The organism is Achromobacter veterisilvae, assembly GCF_037619525.1.
GTDB lineage: Bacteria > Pseudomonadota > Gammaproteobacteria > Burkholderiales > Burkholderiaceae_B > Achromobacter > Achromobacter veterisilvae.
The window spans coordinates 3,864,824-3,884,969 of sequence record NZ_CP148753.1 but is presented as its reverse complement, the minus strand read 5'-3'; the positions used below and the strand labels follow the sequence as shown (position 1 = coordinate 3,884,969).

At 66.5% G+C, this 20,146-nt stretch carries 20 protein-coding genes; 15 read left to right on the top strand and 5 right to left on the bottom strand.

What is annotated here, in order from left to right:
• Nucleotides 1-409: 409 nt before the first annotated feature.
• The 8 genes from map (at nt 410) to WHX56_RS18030 (ending at nt 8,546) form a co-directional block, all read left to right on the top strand.
• Nucleotides 410-1,231 carry a type I methionyl aminopeptidase gene (gene map, locus WHX56_RS18065; protein WP_129239027.1) on the top strand — a complete coding sequence of 274 codons (822 nt, stop codon included), beginning with the start codon at nt 410-412 and terminating at the stop codon, nt 1,229-1,231.
• 19 nt (nt 1,232-1,250) lie between these two features.
• Entirely contained in the window at nt 1,251-3,857 is a 2,607-nt protein-coding gene (locus WHX56_RS18060) for a [protein-PII] uridylyltransferase (protein ID WP_338878556.1), read from the top strand.
• 81 nt (nt 3,858-3,938) lie between these two features.
• Entirely contained in the window at nt 3,939-4,652 is a 714-nt protein-coding gene (locus WHX56_RS18055) for a MarC family protein (RefSeq protein ID WP_338878555.1), read from the top strand.
• Nucleotides 4,653-4,734: 82 nt separating this feature from the next.
• Nucleotides 4,735-5,220 (top strand): disulfide bond formation protein B, encoded by a 486-nt coding sequence (locus WHX56_RS18050; protein ID WP_287755930.1) that lies wholly within the window; start codon nt 4,735-4,737, stop codon nt 5,218-5,220.
• Between the two features lie 5 nt (nt 5,221-5,225).
• Nucleotides 5,226-5,822, top strand: coding sequence for a nucleotidyltransferase family protein (locus tag WHX56_RS18045; protein WP_287755931.1), 597 nt, complete (start codon nt 5,226-5,228; stop codon nt 5,820-5,822).
• A gap of 2 nt (nt 5,823-5,824) precedes the next feature.
• Nucleotides 5,825-6,343 (top strand): YgjP-like metallopeptidase domain-containing protein, encoded by a 519-nt coding sequence (locus tag WHX56_RS18040; protein ID WP_129239031.1) that lies wholly within the window; start codon nt 5,825-5,827, stop codon nt 6,341-6,343.
• A 259-nt stretch (nt 6,344-6,602) separates the two neighbouring features.
• Complete coding sequence (locus tag WHX56_RS18035) at nt 6,603-7,025, top strand: tripartite tricarboxylate transporter TctB family protein (protein WP_129239050.1); 423 nt, start codon at nt 6,603-6,605, stop codon at nt 7,023-7,025.
• Between the two features lie 12 nt (nt 7,026-7,037).
• Nucleotides 7,038-8,546 carry a tripartite tricarboxylate transporter permease gene (locus WHX56_RS18030; protein ID WP_338878554.1) on the top strand — a complete coding sequence of 503 codons (1,509 nt, stop codon included), beginning with the start codon at nt 7,038-7,040 and terminating at the stop codon, nt 8,544-8,546.
• A 124-nt stretch (nt 8,547-8,670) separates the two neighbouring features.
• Here the strand turns inward: WHX56_RS18030 and purF are convergent, their stop codons facing one another.
• The 4 genes from purF to folC form a co-directional block, all read right to left on the bottom strand.
• The gene (gene purF, locus WHX56_RS18025) at nt 8,671-10,191 is read right to left on the bottom strand and encodes an amidophosphoribosyltransferase (protein WP_287755935.1); all 1,521 of its coding nucleotides are present in this window, start codon (nt 10,189-10,191) and stop codon (nt 8,671-8,673) included.
• Nucleotides 10,192-10,221: 30 nt separating this feature from the next.
• Nucleotides 10,222-10,710, bottom strand: coding sequence for a CvpA family protein (locus WHX56_RS18020; RefSeq protein WP_062684746.1), 489 nt, complete (start codon nt 10,708-10,710; stop codon nt 10,222-10,224).
• Nucleotides 10,710-11,495, bottom strand: a complete 786-nt coding sequence (locus tag WHX56_RS18015; protein ID WP_338878553.1) for an SPOR domain-containing protein — start codon at nt 11,493-11,495, stop codon at nt 10,710-10,712. Before WHX56_RS18015 ends, WHX56_RS18020 begins: the two co-directional genes overlap by 1 nt.
• A 63-nt stretch (nt 11,496-11,558) precedes the next feature.
• A complete protein-coding gene (gene folC, locus WHX56_RS18010; RefSeq protein ID WP_338878552.1) occupies nt 11,559-12,869 on the bottom strand; it encodes a bifunctional tetrahydrofolate synthase/dihydrofolate synthase in 1,311 nt (436 codons plus the stop codon).
• Nucleotides 12,870-13,034: 165 nt separating this feature from the next.
• On the opposite strand from folC, the gene WHX56_RS18005 reads away from it, so the two are divergent.
• From WHX56_RS18005 to WHX56_RS17990, 4 genes are all read left to right on the top strand, one after another.
• Nucleotides 13,035-13,451 carry a cupin domain-containing protein gene (locus tag WHX56_RS18005; protein WP_338878551.1) on the top strand — a complete coding sequence of 139 codons (417 nt, stop codon included), beginning with the start codon at nt 13,035-13,037 and terminating at the stop codon, nt 13,449-13,451.
• A 67-nt stretch (nt 13,452-13,518) separates the two neighbouring features.
• Nucleotides 13,519-14,490: a Bug family tripartite tricarboxylate transporter substrate binding protein gene (locus WHX56_RS18000; RefSeq protein ID WP_129247174.1), complete on the top strand. Its 972-nt coding sequence runs from the start codon at nt 13,519-13,521 to the stop codon at nt 14,488-14,490.
• Entirely contained in the window at nt 14,487-15,710 is a 1,224-nt protein-coding gene (locus WHX56_RS17995) for a CoA transferase (RefSeq protein ID WP_338878550.1), read from the top strand. The genes WHX56_RS18000 and WHX56_RS17995 overlap by 4 nt, the downstream gene beginning before the upstream one ends.
• Nucleotides 15,710-16,876: an acyl-CoA dehydrogenase family protein gene (locus tag WHX56_RS17990; protein WP_129247177.1), complete on the top strand. Its 1,167-nt coding sequence runs from the start codon at nt 15,710-15,712 to the stop codon at nt 16,874-16,876. The genes WHX56_RS17995 and WHX56_RS17990 overlap by 1 nt, the downstream gene beginning before the upstream one ends.
• A 25-nt stretch (nt 16,877-16,901) precedes the next feature.
• Here WHX56_RS17990 and WHX56_RS17985 read toward each other — a convergent pair whose 3' ends face one another.
• Entirely contained in the window at nt 16,902-17,639 is a 738-nt protein-coding gene (locus WHX56_RS17985) for an IclR family transcriptional regulator (RefSeq protein WP_287753737.1), read from the bottom strand.
• 143 nt (nt 17,640-17,782) lie between these two features.
• Between WHX56_RS17985 and WHX56_RS17980 the strand changes: the two genes are divergently transcribed.
• The 3 genes from WHX56_RS17980 to fliS all read left to right on the top strand — a co-directional run bounded on the left by WHX56_RS17980 (nt 17,783) and on the right by fliS (nt 20,141).
• On the top strand, nt 17,783-18,160 hold the full coding sequence (locus WHX56_RS17980) for a flagellar protein FlaG (protein ID WP_287753735.1): 378 nt from the start codon (nt 17,783-17,785) through the stop codon (nt 18,158-18,160).
• 142 nt (nt 18,161-18,302) lie between these two features.
• Nucleotides 18,303-19,694: a flagellar filament capping protein FliD gene (fliD, locus tag WHX56_RS17975; RefSeq protein WP_338878549.1), complete on the top strand. Its 1,392-nt coding sequence runs from the start codon at nt 18,303-18,305 to the stop codon at nt 19,692-19,694.
• Nucleotides 19,695-19,712: 18 nt separating this feature from the next.
• A complete protein-coding gene (gene fliS / locus WHX56_RS17970) occupies nt 19,713-20,141 on the top strand; it encodes a flagellar export chaperone FliS (protein ID WP_129247186.1) in 429 nt (142 codons plus the stop codon).
• Nucleotides 20,142-20,146 lie beyond the last annotated feature (5 nt).

Genomic DNA, 20,146 nt, shown 5'->3' with positions numbered 1-20,146 from the left:
GCTCTAAAACATGACCAGGCTTGCAAGCACGCCGCGCCCCGGTTCGTGCCAGCCATGGAACCGCCGCCGCCCGCGCCTCCCGGCCCGCATCCGCTGCGCGCTTCCCGCCCCCGGGCACCCGCGGCCTGCCCGATTTCGCTCCACAACCTTCGCTTGCGGTGAAACTTCGGGGCCTGCCGCCGATCCCAATGACTGGATCCGCACAACTGGAATACCTGCCGGGCTTGCAACAGACTGGCGCCAACGCCACCTGCCAACACCCGCCGGGATCGGCTCTTGCCGTTACCCAGTAGTTGTACTGCCTGTATTGCTTACCACTACCTACTATGCATCCCTAAAAATTTAGGGAAGCCTATAATTCTACTATCCTTTCAAGCAGACATTCAAGCGACTTTAGTCAAGCTACTCCATGGGCACCATTACCAATCAAGCCGACTTGGCCAAGATGCGCGCGGCCTGCCAGGACGCCGCCAAGATCCTCGATTTCATCACCCCCCACGTCAAGCCGGGCGTCACCACCGGCGAGCTGGACCGCCTGTGCCTGGAATACCTCACCGACGAGCTGCGCGTGAAATCCGCCACGGTGGGCTACGCGCCCCCGGGCTACCCGCCCTTCCCCGGCGCCATCTGTACCTCGGTGAACCATCAGGTCTGCCACGGCATCCCCGGCGACAAGGTGCTGAAAAACGGGGACTCATTGAACATCGACGTCACCATCATCAAGGACGGCTGGTTCGGCGACACCAGCCGCATGTACGCCGTGGGCGAACAGTCCATCCTGTCGCGCCGCCTCAGCGAAATCACCTTCGAGTGCATGTGGAAAGGCATCCAGCAGGTGAAGAACGGCGCCACGCTCGGCGACGTGGGCAACGCGATCCAGAAGCACGCCGAGGCCAACGGCTTCTCCGTGGTGCGCGAATTCTGCGGCCACGGCATCGGCCAGCGCTTCCATGAAGACCCGCAGGTGCTGCACTACGGCAAGCCGGGCACGGGCGTGCCGCTGACGACGGGCATGCTGTTCACCATCGAACCGATGATCAATGCCGGCCGCCGCGAGATCCGCCAGTTGTCCGACGGCTGGACGGTCGTCACCCGGGACCACAGCCTGTCCGCCCAATGGGAGCATGCTGTCTGCGTGACCGAGACCGGTTGCGAAGTCCTGACCCTGTCGCCCGGCATGCCCCAGCCGCCGGCCTTCATCGCCGAACCCATCGTCATCCCCGCCGTCTGAAGCCCCGCCGCCCGCCGCCATGACCGCCGACACCCTCAGCGCCCTGCGCGAACGCATCCAGCAATCCCAGCGGACGGCAGTGGCCCAGTTCCGCGGGCACGAACGTCCGGACACCCTGCTGTCCGAACTGCGCCGCATCGTGGACGCCGCGCTGCGCGACCTGGTCAAGCACTGCCCGCTGCCAGCCGGCGCCACGCTGGCGGCCGTGGGCGGCTACGGGCGCGGCGAACTCTACCCCCATTCGGACGTCGACCTGCTCATCCTGCTGCCGCACGTCCCCACGCGCGAGGACGAGGCGGCCATCGAGCGGCTGGTGGCCTCGCTGTGGGACCTGGGCCTGGAACCCGGCCACAGCGTGCGCACCATCGAGGACTGCGAACGCGAGGCCGATGCCGACATCACGGTGGAAACGGCCCTGCTGGAATCCCGCTGGCTGGCCGGCAGCCGCGCGCTGATGAAGAAGTTCGAGGCCGCGACCAAGTCCCGCCTGGACCCGCGCGCCTTCTTCCGCGCCAAGCGCGTCGAAATGCAGCAGCGCCACGCCCGCTACCATGACACGCCCTACGCGCTGGAGCCGAACTGCAAGGAATCCCCCGGCGGCCTGCGCGACCTGCAGGTCATCCTGTGGATGGCGAGGGCGGCCGGCTTCGGCGATAGCTGGCGCTCGGTGGCGCAGGCCGGCCTGCTGACCTCGTCCGAGGCGCGCGACCTGCGCAAGGCGGAACAGGCGTTCAAGCGGCTGCGCATCGAACTGCACCTGCTGGCCAATCGCCGCGAGGACCGCGTGCTGTTCGACCTGCAGCCCGCGCTGGCCGAGGTCTACGGCATCCACGCCACCGCCACGCGCCGCGGCAGCGAACTGCTGATGCAGCGCTACTACTGGGCCGCGCGGCTGGTGACGCAGTTGAACGGGATCCTGGTGCAGAACATCGAGGAGCGGCTGTTTCCGCGTCCCGACAGCGATGCCCGCGACATCGACGACGATTTCCGCAACCTGCGTGACCGTCTCGACATCATTCGCGACGACGGCTTCGAACGCAATCCCACGTTGCTGCTGCGCGCCTTCCTGGTGATGCAGCAGCACCCGGAACTGACCGGCATGTCGGCCCGCACCCTGCGCGCCATCTGGCATTCGCGGCACCGCATCGACGCGCAGTTCCGCCGCAACCCGGTCAACCGCAAGCTGTTCCTGCAGATCCTGCAGCAGCCGCGCGGCATCGTGCACGAGCTGCGGCGCATGACCATGCTGAACATCCTGCCGCGCTACCTGCCGGTCTTCCGCCGCATCGTGGGCCAGATGCAGCACGACCTGTTCCACGCGTATACCGTGGACCAGCACACGCTGGCGGTCGTGCGCAACCTGCGCCGCTTCACCATGCCCGAACACGCCCAGGAATATCCGCTGGCCAGCCAGTTGATCGCCGGGCTGGACCGGCACTGGCTGCTGTACGTGGCGGCGCTGTTCCACGACATCGCCAAGGGCCGCGGCGGCGACCACTCCGAACTCGGCGCGCGCGAAGTCCGCAAGTTCGCCCAGGACCACGGCATGGAGCCCGAAGACACGGCGCTGGTCGAGTTCCTGGTCCGCCAGCATCTGCTGATGTCGGCCGTGGCGCAGAAGCGCGACCTGTCCGACCCGGCCGTGGTGCAGGACTTCGCGGCCACCGTGAAGGACGAGCGCCACCTGACCGCCCTCTACCTGCTGACGGTGGCCGATATCCGCGGCACCAGCCCCAAGGTCTGGAACGCCTGGAAGGGCAAGCTGCTCGAAGACCTGTACAAGCTGACCCTGGCCGCCCTGGGCGGCGCGCACGCCGACGCGCACACCGTGCTGACGGAGCGCAAGGAGGAAGCCGCCCGCCTGACCCGGCTGGCGGGGCTGCGCGACGACGCCCGCGAAGCCTTCTGGAACCAGTTGGACGTGGCGTACTTCCTGCGCCACGACGCCTCGGACATCGCCTGGCACACGCGCCACCTGTACCACCAGGTCGAGCCGGCGCAGGCAGTGGTCAAGGCCCGCCCCACCGAACACGGCGAAGGCCTGCAGATCATGGTGTACACCCGCGACGCGCCCGACCTGTTCGTGGCCATCTGCGGCTATTTCGACGCCAAGTCCCTGTCCATCCAGGACGCCCGCATCCACACCACGCGCCACGGCTGGGCGCTGGACAGCTTCATCGTGCTGCTGCCGGAAGGCGCCAGCGACCTGCGCGCCCAGGCCACCCTGGTCGAACACGAGCTGGCCGAACGGCTGAAGGATCCGCAGGCCGCGGCCCAGCCGCAGCACTCCCGCGGCGGCTATTACGGCCGCGGCCGCCAGTCCCGCGTCTCGCGGGTGTTCCCGGTCATGCCGCAGGCGGAACTGCAGCCCGACGAGCGCAGCACGTCCTGGCGCCTGTCCGTGACGGCCACCGACCGGCCCGGCCTGCTGCACGCCCTGGCGCGCGTCTTCGCCCGCCACGAAGTGAACCTGGTCATGGCCAAGATCATGACGCTGGGCGACCGGGTCGAGGACGTGTTCATCGTGGACGGCTCCGCGCTGGCCCGGCCGCGCAGCCAGATGCAGTTCGAGCGCGACGTCCTGGACGCGCTGGCGGGCGAGGAAGCCGGGCAGCAGGCCGCCTGAACGCGGCGGGCTTTCCCGCCGTCGCCAGCGCCGCGCGGACGGCATACAATCCCGGTTTTCGGCCACGCGGCGTCCGTTCCTATGCAGCTCAATGACTATCTGCGCGTTTTCGGGAGCAGTTTTTTCTTTGCGCTGGCGACCCTGCTGCCTTTCCTGAATCCGCCCGCGATCGCGCCGATCTTCCTGTCGCTGACCGAAGGGGCGTCGTCCTCGACGCGGGTGGTGCTGGCCCAGCGGGTCGCCGTCAACGTCTGCCTGATGCTGATCGTGGCCATGGTCGCCGGCAACGTGCTGCTGAGCTTCTTCGGCATTTCGCTGTCCATCGTGCGGGTCGGCGGCGGCATGCTGGTGATCGCCAGCGCCTGGCGGCTGGTGAATTCGCCCGACGCCGACACCGAGCGCGTGGCGCGCATGGCGGAATCGTTCACCCCTGAAATGGCCAAGGCCCGCGCCTTCTATCCGCTGACCTTCCCCATCAGTTGCGGCCCGGGCTCCATCGCCGCCGCCATCACCGTCGGGGTGTCGCTGCGCGACCAGAACCACGTGCTGAGCCTGGTGCGCCTGGGCGGATCCATCCCCGGCATCATCGTCGTCTCCGTCACGCTCTATGTCTGCCTGCGCTTCGCCGCGCAGATGCTGCACCGGCTGGGCGATAATGGCACCGCCGTGTTCATGCGCCTGTCGGCCTTCATCATGCTGTGCCTGGGGGTGCAGATCTTCTGGGAAGGCTCGCGCGAACTGTTGCTGGGCGTCCTGCAGCAAGTGATGCAACCAATTCCGGTTCCCACGGCCTAAGCAGTTCGCGCCAAAAGGGCGCCTCGCGCGAGGCCCCTGCGTCGCCGGACGCCCGGCCCCTCACAACCCTTACCGCAGAACAATGACTTCACGTTCCGAACGCCTGCTCCGCCTGATCGCCCTTTTCTGCTTCGGCGCCGTCGGCGTCGCCCTGGTTTCCCAGCACGTCTTCGACATGCCTCCCTGCGCCTGGTGCGTCATGCAACGCCTGATCTACCTGGTGATCGGCGCGGTCGCGCTGGTGGGCGGGTTTGGCGGGGGCCGCGCCCTGACCCGCGCCTGCGGCGTCCTGGCCGCCCTGCTCGCCGCTTGCGGCGTGGCCGCCGCCTGGTACCAGTACAGCGTGGCGGCCAAGATGCTGTCCTGCGACCAGACCTTCGCCGACCGCTTCATGACGGGCATCGGGCTGGACGGCGGCGTGCCGTGGCTGTTCGGCATCTACGCCACCTGCATGGATGCCATGGTGTCCGTCCTGGGCGTCGAGTACGCGCTCTGGAGCCTGGCGCTCTTCGTCATCCTGTTCTTCATGGCGCTGCCCGTCGTCTTCAGGCGCGGCCGCGCGCTGTAAGCGCGGTGCGGACCCCGGCGGAAGCGCCGCAAGCAGCCGCGCTGCGCGCGCTGGTCCTGGCCCATGCGCCGCTGATGCGCTGGCTGCGCGCCGCGCGCGACCACGGGCCGGCCGGCGGCTGTATCGCGGCAGGCGCGATCCGGTCGCTGGTCTGGAATCACCTGCACGGTTACCCGGCGGGCAGCCATCCGTCCGCCGACGTCGATTTCGTCTACTACGATCCCTCGGACCTTACCCCCGGCCACGAGGCAAGCGTCGCCCGCCGCCTGCGCGAGGCCGCCCCCGACGCCCCCTGGGAAATAGTGAACCAGGCGCGGGTGCACTTGTGGCGCCGGAACCGCCACGGAGACGCGCCGCCCCCGGCCGCGTCGCTCGCCGCCGGCATCGCGTCCTGGCCCGAAACGGCCACCTGCGTGGGCGTGGGGCTGACGCGCGACGACCACGTGCGCATCGTCGCCCCGCATGGGCTGGACGATCTGTTCGCGCTTGTTCTGCGGCCCAGCCCCGGCGCCGACCTCCACGCCTATGCGCAGCGGCTTGCCGCGAAGCGCCATCCCGAAACCTGGCCGCGCCTGACCGTCATCGCTCCTGCTCTACCCTGACCGTGCCTGCCCTGAAATACCTGACCGGATACCCGGAACCCCTGCTGCTCCAGACCCGCAAGCTGCTCGACCAGGGCAAGCTGGGCGCGGCCTTGCTGTCGCGCTATCCGGCGGGCGCGCATGGCGTGCGCACGGACCGCGCGCTCTACCAGTACGTGACGGACCTGAAGAACACCTATATGCGCAACGGCGACCAGATCAACAAGGTCGCCTTCGACAGCAAGATCCACGTGATCCAGCACGCGCTCGGCCAGCACACCTACGTCTCGCGCGTGCAGGGCGGCAAGCTCAAGGCCAAGCACGAGATCCGCGTGGCGACGCTGTTCAAGACCGTGCCGGCGGAATTCCTGAAGATGATCGCCGTCCATGAGCTGGCCCATCTCAAGGAAAAGGACCACAACCGGGCCTTCTACAACCTGTGCCTGCACATGGAGCCGCAGTACCACCAGTACGAATTCGACCTGCGCCTGTACCTGACGCACCTGGAAGCCACGCGGGAAGCATTGTGGAATCAAGGCTGAATTCCGCGTTTTTTCTGAATGGAAACTGAACAGAAAAGAGTCTTTTCTTCCGAGAAACAAGCCCGCTAGGGTTAACGATAGCGAAAACGGAAGATCCCGGCCAAAGATCGAAAGCGGACTGACAGAAGCCGTCACTAGACTCCCTCAGGCGTTTGTAAGGGAGCGGCGGACTTGCCTCTCCCGGAACGCCACCACAACGAGGAGAAGACAAATGTTCAACGACGGCGGCAGCCTGCGCGGCGGTGGGATCCGCGCATGCATGAGCAACCAGAATTTCGTCAGGGGCGTGTTCATCATGGCGTTCGCGCTGCTTTTCGGCATCGCATCGCTGCGATATCCGATCGGCAGTTTCTCCAGGGGCGGCCCGGGGCTTTTCCCCCTGATGGCAAGCGCCGCATTATTCGTGATCGGCGCGATCGCCACGGCATATTCGTTTTTCGTCGAACCGGAACCGATGAGCCACAGCGTGAAGAACATCGCCATCATCATGCTGAGCCTGGTGGGATGCGCGGCGATATCCGGCATCGTCAATATGATCGCGGGCATTGTTTTTCTGGTGTTCTGCTCGTCGCTGGCGGCCACCTCATATTCCACGCTGAGGAACGTGAAGATATCGGCCGGGCTGATCGCCGTGGCGTTCGGGTTCAAGAACCTGCTCGGCCTCAGCCTCCCCTTGCTTTGAACGGAGCATGCGATGGAAACTCTGAATAACCTCGCGCTCGGTTTCGAGCACGCGCTGACCTGGCAGAACCTTCTTTATTGCGCGGCCGGATGCGTGATCGGCACGCTCGTAGGGCTGCTACCCGGACTCGGGCCCTTGTCCACCATCAGCCTGCTGCTTCCCCTGACCTATTCCATTCCCACCAGCAGCGCGCTGATCATGCTGGCGGGGATTTACTACGGCGCGCAATACGGCGACAGCGTCAGCGCGATCACGATGAAAATCCCGCACGCAAGCAGTATCGTCGCGTGCATAGACGGCTATCAGATGAACCTGAACGGCAAGACCGGGCTGGCATTGTTCACTGCCGGCGTTTCCAGCTTCATCGGCGGGACGGTGGCCATCGTGGTCTTGTCGACCATGACGCCGATACTCGGCGAAGCCGCCTTCCTGTTCGGACCGGCCGACTACACCGCGCTGATGCTGATGGGATTCTTCTGCGTCAGCTTCGTGAGCAGCGGCAATATGCTGACGGGCCTGGCGATGGCCATCGTCGGCGTGCTGCTGGCGTCGATCGGCACGGACGTCAACAGCGGCATGGCGCGCTTCACGTTGGACTACGCCTTCCTGCAGGACGGCATCGGTTTGATCAGCATTGCGCTGGGGTGCTTCGGCATTGCCGAAATCGTGAAGAATCTCGACAACCGCAACGTGCTGACGCCCTTCAACGGCAAGATCAAGCTCATGCCCACCTGGGCCGAGTTCAAGCGGATCATTCCGAGCGCCTTGCGGGGCAGCGTGATCGGCTCGGCATTGGGCATCCTGCCCGGCGGCGGCCCGACCATCGCCCAGTTCGCGGCCTATGCCGCGGACAAGCGGTTCAGCAAGCACAAGCATGAAATGGGCAACGGCGCGATCGAAGGCGTTGCCGGACAAGCCGCCGCCGACGAGGCCGCCGCCCGCACCAGCTTCATTCCCCTCATGGCCATCGGCATACCCGAGAACGCGGTCATGGCCCTGATGCTGGCGGCATTCATCATCAAGGGCGTGCAGCCCGGCCCCAACATGATCGGCACCCACCCGGACCTGTTCTGGGGCCTGGTCGCCAGCATGTGGATCGGGAACTGCTTCCTGCTGCTCCTGAACGTGCCGCTGGTGCGCTACTGGCTCACGGTGTTCAAGATCCCGTACACCGTGCTGTTTCCGTCGATTCTGTTCTTCTGCATCATCGGAACGTTCAGCATCAACAACAGCCTGCACGACATCTACATCACCGCGACGTTCGGCCTGATGGGCTATGCCTTCCTGCGGCTCGGCATGGGAGCGGCGCCGCTGATGCTCGGCTTCATCCTGGGCCCGATGCTGGAAGAGAATTTCCGCCGCGCCATGCTGTTGAGCAGAGGTTCGTTCGACGTGTTCGTCTCCCGGCCGATCAGCGCCACGCTGCTGGGCGTGATCGCGCTGGCGGTTGCCTGGAAACTGGCTGCGTTCGTCCGGTCCTTGCGGCAGCCCAGGGCGGTCGGCGCCGCCTCGTCGTCCTGACGCGGGATGGGCTCGGGACGCCCGCCAATGGAAAAACCCCTCGCGATTGGTACTGCCCGTCAGCGCTTGGCTGACTCGCAGTACCCCTCGGAGGGGTTTCCTGCCGCGCGAAGCGCGCTATCGATCAGGCGTCGTTGGCGGCGTAGCCCATATTGAACTGCAGGCCGCTGGCGGTTCCTTCTTCGCCGGCTTCGCCGCGGGACTGGCCCAGGCGGGCCAGGTACTCGGCCGTGATGTCGCCCGTGACGTACTCGCCGTCGAAGCAGGACGCTTCGAAGCGCGACAGTCTCGGGTTGAGGTCCCGGACCGATTGCTGCATGTCGTGCAGATCCTGGTAGACCAGGTTGTCGGCGCCGATCGCGCGGGCGATTTCTTCATCGCTGCGGCCGGTGGCGATCAGTTCGCTCTGCGTGGGCATGTCGATGCCGTAGACGTTGGGAAAGCGGACCGGAGGCGCGGCGGAGGCGAAATACACCTTGTTGGCGCCGGCGGCGCGGGCCATGTCCACGATCTCGCGGCTGGTGGTGCCGCGCACGATGGAGTCGTCGACCAGCAGCACGTTCTTGCCCTTGAACTCCATGCCGATGGCGTTGAGCTTCTGGCGCACGGACTTGCGGCGCACCGCCTGGCCCGGCATGATGAACGTGCGGCCCACGTAGCGGTTCTTGATCAGGCCTTCGCGGTAGTCCAGGTTCAGGCGGGCGGCCAGTTGCATGGCGGCCGGACGCGAAGAGTCCGGAATCGGCATGACCACGTCGATGTCGCCCAGGCGCATGGTGCGCGCCACCTTGTCGGCCAGGTATTCACCCATGCGCAGGCGCGCGTCGTAGACCGACACGCCGTCGATCAGCGAATCCGGGCGCGCGAAGTACACGTACTCGAAAATGCAGGGCACCAATTGGGGATTGTCGGCGCACTGGCGGCTGACGAAGCGGCCGTCCAGGTCGACGAACACCGCTTCGCCCGGCTCGACGTCGCGCACGAAGGCGAAGCCGCTGCCTTCCAGCGCCACCGATTCCGAGGCGACCATCCATTCCACGCCCTCTTCGGTTTCCTGGCGGCCGATGCAAAGCGGACGGATACCGTTGGGGTCGCGGAAGGCCAGCAGGCCGTAGCCCGAGATCTGGGCCACGACGGCATAGGCGCCGCGCACGCGCTTGTGCACCGCCGACACGGCGCGGAATATCGCGTCGTCATCCAGCGAGACGCCGTTGGCCGCCGATTGCAGTTCGTGCGCCAGCACGTTCAGCAGCACTTCCGAATCGGAATTGGTGTTGATGTGGCGGCGGTCGACGCGGTACAGGGATTCGCGCAGTTCGCGCCAGTTGGTCAGGTTGCCGTTGTGGGCGAACATGATGCCGAACGGCGCATTCACGTAGAACGGCTGGGCCTCTTCCTCGCTGGCGCTGGAGCCCGCGGTGGGATAGCGGACCTGGCCGATGCCAGACGTACCCGGCAGCGCACGCATGTTGCGCGTACGGAAGACGTCGCGCACCAGGCCATGAGCCTTGTACATATTGAATTGGTTGCCTTGCGACGTCGCGATGCCCGCGGCGTCCTGCCCGCGATGCTGCAACAGCAGCAAGCTGTCATAGAGTAGCTGGTTGACCGGCCCGCGCCCGATGACCCCTACGATTCCACACATGGTGAGATTTCCTGGTTGATTTGAAGCAGATCAATACGGCAGCCACGTCGCCAGGGATGGCGGCAGCCACGTCTTGATATGTTTGATGGCCTCGATGGCCGAATGCGAAAACATGGCGTCCTTCCACCATGGCTCTTCCGGCAGCGGCGTGTAGCCCGCGGCGGCGACCAGCGCCAGCACGATCAGCAGGCCCCGCGCCAGGCCGAACATGCCGCCCAGGCCGTGGTCGGCCGGGCTCAGGCCGGTACTGCGGATCAAGGCGGCAAGCGTCATGTTGACCAACCCCACGCCAAGCAGCACGATGATGAATACCGCCGCGTATGAGACTCCCATGCGCAACAGCGTCGTTTCAATATAGGGCTCCAGCCAGGCGTAGACCGTGGGGCCCCACCATATCGCGGCCACGAAAGCCAGCAGATAGGCGACCAGCGACAGCACCTCTTTGAGCAGGCCGCGCACCAGGCCCAGCACACCCGAGACCGCCAGGATGGCCAGCACGACGAAATCGAAGCCGGTCACTATTGCGCGGCGATGAAACCATTGTCATAGCCCAAGGTGCGTAAACGCGCCTGGGCCGCCTGCGCCGCCTCGCGCGAGGGGAACGGCCCCACCCGCAGACGGTACTGCTGCTTGCCACCGATCGTGGCCTGTTCGACGAATGCGTTCGTCACGCCGGCCTGGTGCAGCTTGCTGCGGCGCGACTGGGCGTCTTCCGAGGTCGTGTAGGCGGCGATCTGGAGCACGAAATTGCCCTTGGCGGCCGGCTTGGGCGCGGGAGCGGGCGCGGCGGGCGCCGCGCGCCCTTCCAGCAGCGCCAGGGCGCGCGCGCCGTCGTCGGAACGCGTGTCCGGCTTGGGCGGCGTCGCCGGCTTGGCTTCGGGCTTGGGCGCCGCCGGTTTGGGCGGCGCCGCGGGCTGCGCGGCCGGCGGCGTCGCCGGCGCGGCGGCGAGGGGCGGCGGCTGCACGGACGTGACCGGCGGCGGCGTGGGCACCGACGAAGGCTCGGCAGGCGCGGCACCCGGCGCCGGCGTTTCCGGCGCGGCGGCCTGGGGCTCGCTGACTTGCGGCTGGAACGGCGTATTGCGTTCCGGCACCTTGATGGGAATATTGTCGGCCACCGGCACGGGCTGGGAATCGAGCACCATGGGCAGGACGATGACGGCGGCCAGGACGAGCGCGATGGCGCCCGCCAGCCTGCGCCGCGCGCGGCCGCGCAACTCCGCTGCCTGGACCTCGCTAGGCACAGCCGCCCTTTTGGAGGACTGCGCCTGGTCGGCAGGATCTTTGCGTTTGAAAAAACCCATGGAGGAGAATTCCTTGCGGCTATATGGCGGCGGGCCGCCCTGGAGCGTCTGACCCGTTCTTGCCTATGCCTTGCGACCCAGAGCCTGCAAAACCGAGGCTACGGTGAGAAACGATCCGAACACCACGATTCTATCATTCTCCCCCGCCCGTTCGCGCGCCGCCGCAAAGGCCTGGGCCGGGTCCGGATAGGACGCGATGCCCGGGCTTTCGCCCCCCGCCGGCACCGGCGGCAGCGCCGCGGCGACCTGTTCGGCCAGCGCCTGCCCGGACGTGCCCCGCGGGCCGGGCAGGCCGGCGCAATACCAGTGGTCGACGCGGGTGCCGAGCTTGGCCACGACGCCGGCCAGGTCCTTGTCGTTGAGCATGCCGAACACCGCGTGGGTATAGGGGTGGAAGCCCATGTTGTCCAGGTTCTGGGCCAGCACGGCCGCGGCATGCGGATTGTGGGCCACGTCCAGGATGACCGCGGGCTGGCCGGGCAGGATCTGGAACCGGCCGGGCAGCGACGCCTGCAGCAGCCCCAGGCGCACGGCCTGCTGCTGCACCGGCAGGCGGTCGCGCACGGATTCCAGCGCGGCCAGCGCGGCCGAGGCGTTCAGCAACTGGTTGGCGCCGCGCAGCGCCGGATAGGCCAGCGAATTGCGGCGCTGGTCGCGCCCGCCGTAGGCCCACTGCTGGCGGTCGCCCGAATAGTTGTAGTCGCGGCCGAACAGCCACAGGTCGGCGCCGATTTCCTGAACGTAGTCCAGCAGCGACTGCGGAGGCACCGGATCGCTGCAGATGGCGGGCCGGCCGGCGCGGTAGATGTGGGCTTTTTCGAAGCCGATTTTCTCGCGGGTATCGCCCAGCCAATCGGTGTGGTCCAGGTCCACGCTGGTGACGATGGCGCAATCGGCATCGACGATATTGACGGCGTCCAGGCGGCCGCCCAGGCCGACTTCCAGCACCACGGCGTCCAGGCGGGATTGCGAGAACAGCCGCAGGATGGCCAGGGTGGTGAATTCGAAGTACGTGAGGGAAACGTCGCCCCGCGCCGCCTCGACGGCCTGGAACTGGGCGATCAAGGCGTCGTCCGTGGCGATCTGGCCGTTGATGCGGGCGCGCTCGTTGAAATCGATCAGGTGCGGGGACGTGTACAGCCCGACCTTGTAGCCGGCCGCCAGCAGGATGGCTTCCAGCATGGCACAGGTGGAACCCTTGCCGTTGGTGCCGCCGACGACGAACTTGATGGCGGAAAGCTCCAGCCCCATGCGCGCCGCCACGTCCCGCACCCGGTCCAGGCCCATGTCGATCGCGGTGGCGTGGATGGATTCCAGGTACCGCAGCCAATCGGACAGGGTGGCGGAAGCGTCAGGCGTGCGGACAGAAGACATGGCGGGGCCGTGAAGTGGAATCAGCCCTGGATTTTAGCAGTCCGGGCCCGGTGTTTTCCCTAATCCCCTAGGGCGCGGCACGGTATCCGGGCCGAAAAACCGCTTGCCGTTATTTTTCTCATACGTAAAAATGAATTCACATATGAGAATTTCCAAGAGAGACACATGACTCAACGCGCAACGCCCGGCTGGCTGGTCCGGGAGGCCGACGTCCCCGGCTACCACCCCGCCAATCACACCGGCACTCTCAACCGGCGGCTGATCGGTCCGGACACCGTCGGTGCCCGCGGCGTGGAAGTGCTGCTGGGCGTCATCGACAAGGGCAAGGGCGCCCTGCCGCACGCCCACCCCGGCATCGAGCAGGTCTGCTACCTGATCTCGGGCACGGCGCGCGCGCAGGTGCAGGACGAATGGGCCGACATGGGCCCGGGAGACTGCTGCTATTTTCCGCCCGACGTGCCCCATGTGTTCACCGTCACCAGCGACGAGCCGGCCCGTCTGCTGGTGATCTATACGCCCCCCTATGAAGAATCCCCCGACCGCGTGATCCGCGGCTTTCCGGCACCACTCACCGCCGCTTGAAGCGGCGCAGCCGGGAACGACGGCCGCAGAAGCCTCGCCCCGGACCGACAAAACAGGAGACAAACCCATGAAATTCCCCACCCTGCTGGGCGCCGCGCTGGTCAGTGGCGCAACCTTGGCGGCCGCCCCCGCCGCCCAGGCCGCCGACTACCCCGCCAAGCCCATTACGCTGGTCGTTCCCTTCCCCGCCGGCTCCGGCACCGACGCCGTCGGCCGCATTTTCGGCTCCGAGCTGTCGGCGATCCTGGGCCAGCAGATCGTGGTTGAAAACAAGCCCGGCGCCAACGCCACGATCGCGGCCAGCTACGTGGCGCGCGCCAAGCCGGACGGCTATACCTTGTTCGTCACCACCAACACCTCGCATTCCGCCGCCCCCTGGCTGATGAAGAACGTGCCCTACGATCCGGTCAAGGACTTCACGCCCATCGCCCGCGGCGGCAACCTGCCGTTCATCCTGGTCGTCAACCCGAAACGCCCGTGGAAAACCGTCGGCGACCTGATCGCCGACGCGCGCCAGCGTCCCGGACGCATCACCTATGCCAGCGGCAACAGCACCGGCATCGTCGCCGGCGCCACCCTGGCCAACCGCGCCAAGATCGACATCCTGCACGTGCCCTACAAAGGCACGCCCCAGAGCATGACCGACGTGGTCGGCGGCCAGGTGGACTTCATGTTCACGGACCTGGCCTCGGGCCTGCCCTTCGTGCAGTCGGGCCAATTGCGGGCCCTGGCCGTGTCCACCGCCGAACGCAGCGCCATCGTGCCGGACCTGCCGTCCATGGCCGAAGCCGGCGTGCCGGATTTCGACCTGAACTCCTGGAACGGCTATTTCGGTCCGGCGGGTCTGCCGCCGGAAGTCGTCGCCAGGCTCAACGCGGCGATCAACCAGGTGGTCGCCAAGCCCGACGTCAAGAAACGCCTGGCGGACCTGGGCTTCGACGCCTTCTCCAGCACCCCGGAAGCCTTCGGCCAGTTCGTGAGCGAACAGCGCGACCTCTGGGGCAAGCTGATCCGCGACGCGGGGATCGAGCAGCAATGACCGGACAGCCCGCCCCGGCCGCCGGCCCCCTGGCCGGCGTGCGCATCCTGGACCTCAGTTCGGTCGTGATGGGCCCTTATGCCACGCAGGTCCTGGGCGACCTGGGCGCCGACGTCATCAAGGTGGAGCCCCCCGCGGGCGACAACCTGCGGGCCGTCGGCCCCATGCGCAACCCCGGCATGGGCCATCTCTACCTGCACCTGAACCGCAACAAACGCTCGGTCGTGCTGGACCTGAAAACGCCCGAGGGGCTGGAGGCCTGCCTGAAGCTGGCCGAAAGCTGCGACGCCCTGCTCTATAACATCCGGCCCCAGGCCATGGCCCGGCTGGGCCTGTCCTATGAAGCCGTGGCCGCGCGCAATCCCCGCATCGTGTACCTGGGCGCCTACGGTTTCGGCGAAGCCGGCCCCTATGCAGGCCGGCCCGCCTACGACGACTTGATCCAGGGCCAGACCGGCATCGCCGCCCTGTACGCCCGGCAAAGCGGCGAACTGCCGCGCTACGCCCCGCTGACCCTGGCCGACCGCGCCGTCGGCCTGCACGTGGGCATCGCGCTGGTGTCCGCGGTGCTGCACGCCCGGGCCGCCGGGCGCGGCCAGCAGGTCGAGATCCCCATGTTCGAAGGCATGGCCCACCTGGTGCTGGGAGACCACCTGGGCGGCGCCACGTTCGAACCGCCGCTGGGGCCGACCGGCTACGCGCGCCTGCTGGCGCCGCACCGCCGCCCCTACGCCACCGCCGACGGCTATATCTGCCTGCTGATCTACAACGACAAGCACTGGCGCAATTTCTTCGGCCTGATCGGCCGGCCCGAACTGTCGCAGGATCCGCGCTTCTGTTCGCACGGCGCCCGGGCCGCCCACATCGGCGAGGTCTACGCCTTCGTCGCCGATGTGGTCGCCACGCGCCCCAGCCAGGACTGGCTGGAGGACCTGGCGCGGGCGGACATCCCCGCGTCGCAACTCTATACGGTGGACGGCCTGCTGGAAGACGAACACCTGGCCGCGACCGGCTTCATCCGCCGCCTGGACCACCCCAGCGAAGGCCCGATACGCACGACCGCGCCGCTGGGCCGGTACGAAGGCACCCCGACGTCGCTGCGCCGGCCCGCCCCCACGCTGGGCCAGCACAGCCGCGAAGTACTGGAGGAAGCCGGCTACGCCGCCGAACGGATCAACGCCATGGCCGCCCGTGGCATCACCCGAGATGGAAACGACTGATGGACTTTGAATTCACTCCCGAGCAATTGGCGTTGCGCGACGCCGTCTCCCGCATCTGCGACCGCTATCCCGACGAGTACTGGCTGGAACGCGACCGCGAAGGCGGCTTCCCGGAACCGCTGCACGCCGACCTGGCGCGCGACGGCTGGCTGGGCATCGCCATGCCCCAGGAATACGGCGGCGCCGGCCTGGGCATGACCGAGGCCGCCCTGATGATGCAGACCATCGCCGCCTCCGGGGCGGGCTTCACCGGCGCGTCGGCCGTGCACATGAACATCTTCGGGCTGAACCCCGTCGTGGTGTTCGGCACCGACGAGCAGCGCGCCCGCTGGCTGGAACCGCTGATCGCCGGCCGGGAAAAGGCCTGCTTCGCGGTGACCGAGCCGGACGCCGGCCTGGACACGACCAAGCTCAGCACCCGCGCGGTCCGCCAGGGCGACGAATACGTGGTGCACGGCCGCAAGATCTGGATCTCGACGGCCCAGGTCGCCAACAAGATGCTGCTGCTGGCGCGCACCACCCCGCTGTCCGAGGTGGAAAAACCCACGCAGGGCCTGTCGCTGTTTTATACGGACCTGGACCGCGAGCGGATCGAGGTCCGCGAAATCGAGAAAATGGGCCGCAAGGCCGTCGATTCGAACATGCTGTTCATCGACGGCCTGCGCATTCCGGTGGCCGACCGCATCGGCGAGGAAGGCCGGGGGTTCGAGTACATCCTGCACGGACTGAATCCGGAGCGCATCCTGATCGCCGCCGAAGCGGTGGGCATCGGCCGCGCCGCGCTGGACCGGGCGGTGAAGTACGCCGGCGAACGCACCGTGTTCGGCCGCCCGATAGGCCAGAACCAGGGCATCCAGCATCCGCTGGCCCAGGCCTGGATGCAACTGGAGGCGGCGGACCTGATGGTGTTCAAGGCGGCCAGCCTGTACGACGCGGGCAAGCCCTGCGGCCCCTACGCCAATTCGGCCAAATACCTGGCGGCGGAGGCCGGCTACAACGCCTGTCAGACCGCGGTCATGACGCTGGGCGGCATGGGCTACGCAAAGGAATACCACGTGGAGCGGCTGTTGCGGGAAAGCTTCATTCCCCGCATCGCGCCCGTCAGCCCGCAGTTGATCATGTGCTTCATCGCCGAAAAAGTCCTGGGGCTGCCCAAGTCCTATTGAGGCCCGCGGGCAGCCGGGCCACGCTTCAGGCCTGCTGTTCGAGCCCCGTGCACGCCGCCCGCAGGATGCGGGCGTAGTTTTCCTGTTGCGGCTCGATCCGGTAGATCGGGCCGCCCACGGAAATGGCGTAGTGCTCGCCCGACAGCGTCACCGGCCAGGCGATGGCGCCCACGTCCGGAATGGATTCCCCGCTGTTCATGAACCAGCCGCGCTGGCGCGATAGCTGGATATCGGCCAGCAAGGCCTCGCGGGTGATCAGCGTGCGCTCGTTGTGGCGGGTCATGGACATGCCCGCCAGGAGGGCGTCCCGAGCCGGCTCCGCCAGCAGCGACAAAAGCGCTTTTCCCAGCGAATTTGCGTGTACGTCCTTGAACTCGCCGGCAACCGGCGCGTATCGGATCGTATGCGGAGAATCCAGGACGTCCAGGTAGACGACCCGGCCGTCCTGGCTCAGCTTGGCGAAGACGACGGTTTCGCGGGTGGCGTCCCGCAGTTCCGTCAGGCTGGGATAGACCCGGTCCAGCACCGGATCGGCGCGCGCGATGCGCTGCGCCATGGCCAGCAGGCGGCCCGTCGGGTAGTAGCCCTGGCGCCGGCCGGTTTCATAGAGATAGCCCAGCCCGGTCAGGGTGCGTATCAGCGCCAGGCAACTGGATACCGGGACGTCCAGCAGCCGGGCCAGGTCCGACAGCGGCAAGGCGCGCTTCTCGCGGGCATAGGTTTCGATGATTTCGATAACTCGCAGCGCCGTCTTGACACTCATTGCCCCATCCAAACCATTTAGCGTGTGAAACATCTGGCGCGCCGAAGGCTAAAGTTTCCCTGCGGGCCTGCCGTAATGGTAGCTGAGAATTCCCTGAAAACAGCGCGTTCCTCCGAGACGCCCACATCGCCGTTGGAGTGATCATGGCCGTAACCCCGCTAGCCCCTGTTTCGTTCGCCCCCGCGCCGGTCGCGGCCGCCCCTGTCGTGGCGGATCCCGCCATAAGCGTCACGCCCGCCGCAACCGCGACGAACAGCGGGGCCTCCGGCAACGCCACGTCGGGCCAATCCGATTCGCAAAAGCTGCCCCTGGACAAGGCGCTGGAAGAGATCAACGACCAGATGAAAGCCTGGTCCACCCAGCTCCAGTTCGAAATCGACCCCGACGTGCACCAGGTGGTGGTGTCGGTCGTGGACGCCGAATCGGGCGATGTCGTGCGCACCATCCCCAGCGAGGCCGTGCTGAGAATCGCCAAAATGATCGTGAACATGCAGGGCAACGGCATCAAGACGACTGCCTGATGCGCGGATTAAAACGCCGTTTTACGTATTTTCGGCGCCAATCCGCCGCAGAAGCACTGAATTAGGCATGCCTTATGCCCTTACCCGGCCAATCGCCGGCTCCGAATTTTTGACAGAATCGCATCGCTAGGAAGGATTTCACATGGCTTCTATTACCAATCTCGGCTCGACCACCGGACTCCCGCTGGAAGACATCCTCACGAAGCTTCAGGCGGCAGAGGACAAGAAGCTGAGCCTGTACACCAATCGCCAGGCCAGCTACGAGGCCCGGGTGAGCGCCTATGGCCAGGTCCAAAGCGCAGTGGAAGCCCTGCAAAAAGCCGCTTTGGCGCTGGGCAAGTCGTCGACGCTGGACGCCGTCAAGGCCAACGTGGTCGGCGAAGGGCTGACCGCGACCATCGGCGAGAACGGCGCCACGATGGGCGAGTACGCCATCAAGGTGAAGAGCCTGGCCGCCGCCCAGACCCTGCAATCGGGCAACGTCGGGAGCCGCACGGCCTCCAATGGCGCCGACGGTTCGTTTGAAATCGAGTTGACCAGCGGCGACAAGCACACCGTCGAGCTGAAGGGCGACACCTCGCTCAACGGGATTGCCCAAGCCATCAACAGCGACGACAAGGCCGGCGTGCGCGCCACGATCATCACCAACGAAGAGGGCAGCTACCTGATGCTCAGCGCCAAGGACACGGGCGTGCAGGCATCGGTCAAGTCCATCACGGTGACGGGCGACGACAAGCTGAAGAACATCCTCAGCTACAACTCCGGGGCCGACACGGAACTGACCCAACAGACCGCGGCGGCGGACTCGGAAATCGAGATCAACGGCATTACCGTCAAGAGCGGCAGCAACAACATTTCGACCGCCATCGACGGCATCACGCTGAACCTGACCGCCCTCACCGGCACCGACGCCGTGACCGGGAACGACAAGGTCGTCACCCTCAAGCTGCAAAGCGACACCAGCGTGGCCAGCAAGGCCGTCCAGGATTTCGTCAATGCCTACAACTCGCTGCAAAGCACGATCACGAAGCTGACGGCTTTCGACGTGGCGGCCGCCACGAACCAGGCCCTGACCGGCGACAGCACGACGCGCGGTATCCAGTCGTCCATGTCCAGCGCCTTGCAGGTCGTCACCTCCGAGGGCTCGGTGCGTTCGCTGGCCGATCTCGGCATCACGCTGGACCCCAAGACCGGCCAACTGAAGCTGGATCAAAAGGAACTGGACAAGGCGCTGACCGCCAACCCCGCCGACGTCAAGCGCATCATGATGTCGACCGACGGCCTTGCCGCCAAGTTCGACGCCGCGGCCAAGGCGGCCCTGGGCAGCAACGGTTCCATCAAGCTCAGCCAGGACGGCCTGAACGAATCCATCAAGGACGTCAAGGACCAGCTCACCCGCGCCAAGGCCTCCAGCACGGCATCCATGGATGCCATGCGCGCCCAGTTCATCGCGCTGGACAAGTTCGTGTCGCAGCAGACTGTCACGGCCAACTACCTGACCCAGCAGTTCGCGGCCTTGACCAAATCCCAGTAATTTATAGAAGATGCATTAATGACTTACGCCGCCCGCCGTCCGACCGGCTCCTATTCCGTGCGTTCCTACGCCGATATCGGCCTGGAAACCCAGGTTCTGGGCGCCAGCCCGGAAAGGCTGATTTCGCTGCTGTACATGGGAGCCCGGGCGGCGATCGGGCAGGCCCGCCTCCACCTCCAGGAAGGCAGGGCAGTAGAGCGCGGCGTCGCTATCTCGAAGGCGATCAAGATCGTCGATGAAGGCCTGAAGACCGGATTGAACATGGAAGCGGGCGGCGAAATCGCCGCGAATCTCGCCCGTCTGTACGACTACATCGTCCGCACGCTGTTGTTGGCGAACCTGCGCGCGGACGCGGAAGCACTCGAAACCGCCGACCGCCTGCTGGCGGACCTGGCCGAGGCCTGGCAGACCTCCATAGATCGCGCCGTCGGCGGCATGCAGCCTTGAAGGCC

What these genes read in the sequence shown, in the direction of transcription:
- map (WP_129239027.1), top strand. Translation starts at nt 410, where the DNA reads ATGGGCACCATTACCAATCAAGCCGACTTGGCCAAGATGCGCGCGGCC.
- WHX56_RS18060 (WP_338878556.1), top strand. Translation starts at nt 1,251, where the DNA reads ATGACCGCCGACACCCTCAGCGCCCTGCGCGAACGCATCCAGCAATCC.
- WHX56_RS18055 (WP_338878555.1), top strand. Translation starts at nt 3,939, where the DNA reads ATGCAGCTCAATGACTATCTGCGCGTTTTCGGGAGCAGTTTTTTCTTT.
- WHX56_RS18050 (WP_287755930.1), top strand. Translation starts at nt 4,735, where the DNA reads ATGACTTCACGTTCCGAACGCCTGCTCCGCCTGATCGCCCTTTTCTGC.
- WHX56_RS18035 (WP_129239050.1), top strand. Translation starts at nt 6,603, where the DNA reads ATGAGCAACCAGAATTTCGTCAGGGGCGTGTTCATCATGGCGTTCGCG.
- WHX56_RS18030 (WP_338878554.1), top strand. Translation starts at nt 7,038, where the DNA reads ATGGAAACTCTGAATAACCTCGCGCTCGGTTTCGAGCACGCGCTGACC.
- purF (WP_287755935.1), bottom strand. Translation starts at nt 10,191, where the DNA reads ATGTGTGGAATCGTAGGGGTCATCGGGCGCGGGCCGGTCAACCAGCTA.
- WHX56_RS18015 (WP_338878553.1), bottom strand. Translation starts at nt 11,495, where the DNA reads ATGGGTTTTTTCAAACGCAAAGATCCTGCCGACCAGGCGCAGTCCTCC.
- folC (WP_338878552.1), bottom strand. Translation starts at nt 12,869, where the DNA reads ATGTCTTCTGTCCGCACGCCTGACGCTTCCGCCACCCTGTCCGATTGG.
- WHX56_RS18005 (WP_338878551.1), top strand. Translation starts at nt 13,035, where the DNA reads ATGACTCAACGCGCAACGCCCGGCTGGCTGGTCCGGGAGGCCGACGTC.
- WHX56_RS18000 (WP_129247174.1), top strand. Translation starts at nt 13,519, where the DNA reads ATGAAATTCCCCACCCTGCTGGGCGCCGCGCTGGTCAGTGGCGCAACC.
- WHX56_RS17995 (WP_338878550.1), top strand. Translation starts at nt 14,487, where the DNA reads ATGACCGGACAGCCCGCCCCGGCCGCCGGCCCCCTGGCCGGCGTGCGC.
- WHX56_RS17990 (WP_129247177.1), top strand. Translation starts at nt 15,710, where the DNA reads ATGGACTTTGAATTCACTCCCGAGCAATTGGCGTTGCGCGACGCCGTC.
- WHX56_RS17985 (WP_287753737.1), bottom strand. Translation starts at nt 17,639, where the DNA reads ATGAGTGTCAAGACGGCGCTGCGAGTTATCGAAATCATCGAAACCTAT.
- WHX56_RS17980 (WP_287753735.1), top strand. Translation starts at nt 17,783, where the DNA reads ATGGCCGTAACCCCGCTAGCCCCTGTTTCGTTCGCCCCCGCGCCGGTC.
- fliD (WP_338878549.1), top strand. Translation starts at nt 18,303, where the DNA reads ATGGCTTCTATTACCAATCTCGGCTCGACCACCGGACTCCCGCTGGAA.
- fliS (WP_129247186.1), top strand. Translation starts at nt 19,713, where the DNA reads ATGACTTACGCCGCCCGCCGTCCGACCGGCTCCTATTCCGTGCGTTCC.